This is a genomic window from Pseudomonas sp. MD195_PC81_125 (genome assembly GCF_014060985.1).
Lineage (GTDB): Bacteria > Pseudomonadota > Gammaproteobacteria > Pseudomonadales > Pseudomonadaceae > Aquipseudomonas > Aquipseudomonas parakoreensis.
Genome location: NZ_JABULD010000393.1, coordinates 1 through 5,060, shown reverse-complemented (window position 1 = coordinate 5,060; position 5,060 = coordinate 1). Strand labels below are relative to the sequence as shown.

At 61.1% G+C, this 5,060-nt stretch carries 3 protein-coding genes and 4 pseudogenes; 4 read left to right on the top strand and 3 right to left on the bottom strand.

Features of this window, described 5'->3' with window-relative positions; translation table 11 throughout:
* Positions 1–63: 63 nt before the first annotated feature.
* Together HT737_RS16090 and HT737_RS16085 are read left to right on the top strand one after the other, a co-directional pair.
* Positions 64–1,144, top strand: a pseudogene (locus tag HT737_RS16090) (hypothetical protein).
* Positions 1,087–1,500, top strand: coding sequence for a DUF1428 domain-containing protein (locus HT737_RS16085; RefSeq protein ID WP_308809991.1), 414 nt, complete (start codon positions 1,087–1,089; stop codon positions 1,498–1,500). The pseudogene HT737_RS16090 and the gene HT737_RS16085 overlap by 58 nt, the downstream one beginning before the upstream one ends.
* Before the next feature lie 107 nt (positions 1,501–1,607).
* Here the strand turns inward: HT737_RS16085 and HT737_RS16080 are convergent, their stop codons facing one another.
* Positions 1,608–1,802 (bottom strand): hypothetical protein, encoded by a 195-nt coding sequence (locus HT737_RS16080; protein WP_095136579.1) that lies wholly within the window; start codon positions 1,800–1,802, stop codon positions 1,608–1,610.
* Between the two features lie 105 nt (positions 1,803–1,907).
* On the opposite strand from HT737_RS16080, the gene thpR reads away from it, so the two are divergent.
* Positions 1,908–2,447 carry an RNA 2',3'-cyclic phosphodiesterase gene (thpR, locus tag HT737_RS16075; RefSeq protein WP_182403249.1) on the top strand — a complete coding sequence of 180 codons (540 nt, stop codon included), beginning with the start codon at positions 1,908–1,910 and terminating at the stop codon, positions 2,445–2,447.
* Between the two features lie 261 nt (positions 2,448–2,708).
* Positions 2,709–3,888 (top strand): annotated as a pseudogene (locus tag HT737_RS16070) (NAD(P)/FAD-dependent oxidoreductase).
* 55 nt (positions 3,889–3,943) lie between these two features.
* Here HT737_RS16070 and HT737_RS16065 read toward each other — a convergent pair.
* Positions 3,944–4,894: pseudogene (locus HT737_RS16065) on the bottom strand (homoserine kinase); the annotation flags it as partial.
* Between the two features lie 62 nt (positions 4,895–4,956).
* Positions 4,957–5,060: pseudogene (locus tag HT737_RS16060) on the bottom strand (DUF2782 domain-containing protein); the annotation flags it as partial.

Genomic DNA, 5,060 nt, shown 5'->3' with positions numbered 1-5,060 from the left:
ATCCTCGGAAACTGACACACCTATACTCAATGCTGTCTCCCTCCATTCAAGGACTCCACCACCGTGAACCTGCGTGCGCTGGTCGTCGCCGCACTGTCTCTGCTGGCTGGTTGCGCCACCTCGGCCAAGGCCCCGGTGGCGCCGTCGGCCGTGGTGGTGTCACCCGCCACCTGGCAGCAGATCGATCGCGACATCGTCAGCGCCTCGCAGCAATCCACCGAGCAAGTCAAAGTATTTGCCCGGGGTTCGATGGAACATTGGCGCACTCGCGTCTATCAGCAAACTGAAGAAAATTTCATTCCGTGGTTCAGCAGCTACTGGACTCAGGAATGGCTGTCGATGAAGGTCAGTTGGTACACCATCAGTGCTGGCGGCGAACAGGACGCGTCGGCCAAGCGTCTGGCGAGCTATCTGCTTGAGCAATATCAGGAAAGAGTGCTGGCTCCGGTGGCGGTGGAGATCGATCCGGACGCGATCCTCGGTCAGGCCACGGCGTTCTACGCGCAACTGATGGCCCAGCAGATGCCGCTCATCGCCCAGCGCTATGGCATGCCGGTGGCCCAACTCAACGGGCGTCTGCAGAAGGTCCCGGCCATCGCCCTCGGGCCGCCGCCGGCGCGGGATGCGTCGCTGTATCAGATCATCAGCACCGAGCCGCTGAACACCTTGCCGGCGTATGCCGCGCTGATCGACAAGATCCACACTGAGGGCGGCAGCAAGGGCATTGCCTCGACCGACGCCGGCATGGCCCCTGTGGCCAAACGCGCCAGTCAACGGATGGAAGCGGAAATGGCGCCGCGCGGAGCGGCCAGTGCGGTGGCGGCTGCGGCGGGCAAGTTGGTTGGCGGGGTGATCGTCGATTGGGGTGGCGGGCATCCGCGCGATCATCCAGGCCAACGACCGGCCCGACAGCGAAGCGCTGATTCGCAGCAGCCTGGGCAGTACCTTCGACAAGGCCTGGGCGAAACTGCTGCAAAACCCGACCACCGGGGTCATGGCTGGAACGCTGCATATCGCCGGGCAGGTCGAGGGCAACCTTGGCGGGGGCGAACAACCGTCGGTCGGGCAGGGGCTGAATCGTGTCGAATGGCGACCTCCCGAATCGACCAATCAGCAGATAGAACCCAACGTGCAAGGAGAGTGATCATGGCTTACATCGATATTTTTGTAGCACCCGTGCCGAATGCCAACCGCGAGCAGTACAAAAAACACTGTGCGATCGCCGCGCAACTGTTCAAGGAGTACGGAGCGAAGGAGGTGGTTCAGGGCTGGGGCGATGACGTGCCGGAAGGCAAAGTCACGTCATTCCCGATGGCGGTAAAACTCAAGGACGGCGAGACCGTTTCGGCCGGCTGGTTGATCTGGCCCGACAAAGCCACCCGCGATGCCGGCATGGCAAAGATGATGGAAGACCCGCGCATGCAACCGGACGTCAATCCGATGGGGTTTGATGGGCAGCGGATGATCTTTGGTGGTTTCAAGGACATTCTTGAATCCTGAAATCCAGCGCAGGAGTGAGCCCGCTCGCGAAGAGGCCGGCACAGCCAATAGCTTCATGGCTGACCCACCGCTTTCGCGAGCAGGCTCGCTCCCCCATGGGGTGGTGGTCACTCTGCAGAGGGAGTAATGCGGCAGCTTTTGCGGTGGCGGATTTCTTCCTCCGTCGGTCGTTCGCGGACGAATTCGAAACGCGGTTCACCTTCGCTGTAATGCACCAGCCAGCCCCATTCCAGCTCGGTTTCATCCTGCCCTGGGCTGGGTGGTCGGGCCCACCAGGGCTCTTTGCTGAGGATCTCGCGCATGGCGACCTCCAGTTCGATGGCCATCCTTGAACTATAGCCGGCTGTCGCGAGTCGTCAGAGAAGGCTGTGTAGAATCGGCCGATCGACCAGCGAAGGAGCAGGCCCATGACCGATGATGCGCGCAGGGATGAACCGTTCAAGCGACTGTTTTTCGCCCTCGACTGCCCACCACCATTACGCAAGGCCATCGCTCAGTGGCGCGCCGATCTGCGCTTGAGAACCGGCAAAGCGGTGCCGGCGGATAACTTTCACCTGACGCTGCTGTTCCTCAGCGCGGTGCCGCTGGCGCAGATCCATGAAGTCTGCGAGGCCGCCGGCAAGGTACGCACGCCGGGTGAGCCATTGAAGATTGCGCTGGATCGCCTGCAGGTCTGGCATCGCGCGGGGATCCTGTCTCTGGCGCCGGAACAGGCGCCGCCAGCGTTGTTGCGTCTGGTGTATGCGTTGGAACAGGCGATGCTGCCATTCGGTTTCGAAGACTCGCCGCGCGAGTTCCGCCCGCACCTGACCCTGGCCCGGGACTACCGCGCAGCGGAACCGGAAGCCGCCACGCCGCCGGAGTTCTTCCTGCGTGCCGAGCGCTTTGCCTTGTTCGAATCGCACAAGGGCCGCTATCGGATCCTGCAGGATTGGCCGCTGAAATGAACCCACAAAAAAAGGCGCCCGAGGGCGCCTGAAATTCACCTGAGCCGAGGGAGCCAGGTGAGGCCGTTCATTGCAGGGTGCAGCGGTGGTAAGGCGCTGCGTGAACGGAAAAGCTACGCCACATCCCTGTGTAGGAGCTGCCGCAGGCTGCGATTCTTTTGACTTTGTTTTTAAAGAGCAAGATCAAAAGATCGCAGCCTCGTTTCACTCGACAGCTCCTACAACAGTTGGTTTTGTGGTGATATTTCAGAGGACACCGTTTTGCGCTCTACCGAAGTCGTGATTATTGGCGCTGGCGCCGCAGGGTTGATGTGTGCACTGACCGCCGCCGGGCGTGGGCGTCAGGTGCTGCTGCTCGACCATGCGAACAAGGCCGGCAAGAAAATCCTGATGTCCGGTGGTGGCCGCTGCAATTTCACCAACATGTACACCGAGCCGGGCAATTTCCTTTCGGGTAACCCGCATTTCTGCAAATCGGCACTGGCACGTTATACCCAGTGGGATTTCATCGGCATGGTCGCCAAGCATGGCGTGCCGTACCACGAGAAAAAAACTCGGCCAGCTGTTCTGCGATAACAAATCCAGCGACATCCTCGGCATGCTGCTCGACGAGTGCGATCAGGCCGGCGTCGAGTTGCACCTGGACACCTCGATCCAGACCATCGAAAAGGTCGAAAGCGGTTACCTGCTCGACACCACCCTCGGCCAGGTTCAGTGCCAATCGCTGGTGATCGCCACCGGCGGGCTGTCGATCCCGACACTGGGCGCCACCGGCTTCGGTTATCAGGTCGCCAGGCAGTTTGGCCATGAACTGCTGCCGACCCGTGCCGGCCTGGTGCCGTTCACTATCACCGATCAGCTCAAGGAACTGTGCACCGAGTTGTCCGGTACGTCGGTGGACTGTCTGGTCAGCTGCAACGAGCAGAGCTTTCGCGAGAACATCCTGTTCACTCACCGCGGCCTCAGCGGCCCGGCGATTCTGCAGATCTCGTCGTTCTGGGAGCCGGGCGACATCGTGGAGATCAACCTGCTGCCGGATCACGACACCGCCGCATGGCTGCAACAGCAAGTGGCCGAACGCCCGAACAGCGAACTGAAAACCCTGCTCGGGGAAATCTTCACCAAGAAGATGGCCAACCTGTTGGCGGACAACTGGTTCGTCTCCAAACCGATGAAGCAGTACACCCACGCCGAACTGGCGCAGATCGCCGACAAACTCGGCAGCTGGAAAGTTGTCCCGGCCGGCACCGAAGGCTACCGCACCGCCGAGGTCACGCTGGGTGGCGTCGATACCCGCGAAGTGTCGTCCAAGACCATGGAGTCGCTGAAAAGCCCGGGGCTGTATTTCGTTGGCGAGGTTCTCGACGTCACCGGGCATCTGGGCGGTTTCAACTTCCAGTGGGCATGGGCCTCGGGTTACGCGGCTGCGCAATACGTCTGACTGAAACAACACTCCCCTGCAGGAGCTGCCGAAGGCTGCGATCTTTTGATCTTAAAAGAGCGAAGGGTAGCGGCGTATGCACCTGCTGCCGCTGCGCCAACCGCAACTCAAATTCCCGCGGATCGTGAATCAGCACGTCCTGCCCGGCAAACTGCTCGGCGGCGATCAACCGCGACAGCCAGAACCGCACGCACGCCACGCGCAGCATGGTCGGCCAGAGTTCAGCTTCAGCGGCAGTGAACGGACGCAGTGCCGCATAGGCGCCGAGGAATGCGCGGGCGCGCGGCCCGTCAATCAAGCCTTCCTCGTCTGAACACCAGTCATTCAAGGCGATCGCCACGTCGTAGAGCATCGGCCCCGAGCAGGCGTTGTAAAAGTCGATCAACCCGGTCAGGTGCGTGCCTTCGAACATCGCGTTATCGCGGAACAGGTCGGCGTGAATGTTGGCCCGTGGCAGCGCGAGAATTTTGTCTTTCTGCACGGTGATTTCATCCAGCGCCTTGTGCAGCAGCGCACGCGGCTCGTCGCTCAAGTGCGAGAGGAACTCGTTGCCCTCCTCCAGCATCCAGTCCAGGCCACGATCGGTCTTGCGCTTGATCATGCGCTCGCCCTGGGTCGCCAGGTGCAGATGCGCCTGCAACTCGCCGACCTGCGCGCAATGCTGGGCGTTGGCGACCTTGATGTGTTTGCCGGACAGCCGTGGTTGCAGCAGCGCCGGCTTGCCCTTGAGCTCACGCAACGCCACGCCGTCAGTGGTGCGCAGCGCGTAAGGCACCGGCAGATCAGCCTCGTGCAACACGTCGAGCAGGTCGATGAAGAACGGCATTTCCTGCACCGGGCCACGTTCGACCAGGGTCAGGACGAATTCGCCCTGCTCCAGACTGATAAAGAAGTTGGTGTTTTCGCTGCCGGCGGCGATCCCCTGGAAATCAAGCAGACGGCCAAGCCCGTAAGGGTCAAGAAAGGTTTCCAGCTCTGGCCGAGCCAGGGGGGTGAACACAGACATGGTTAAAAACTGCTCAGTTCGGGCGCCGCGATCAAGCGGCGCCGATTAAAAAGTCAGGAATCTTACTTCCAGGTAAAGATTTCCCACGACGGAATCAGCATATCCGGCTGGTCGGAACGGATGTAGTTCACGTCCGAACCATCGGCGCGCACCAGGAAATACGGTT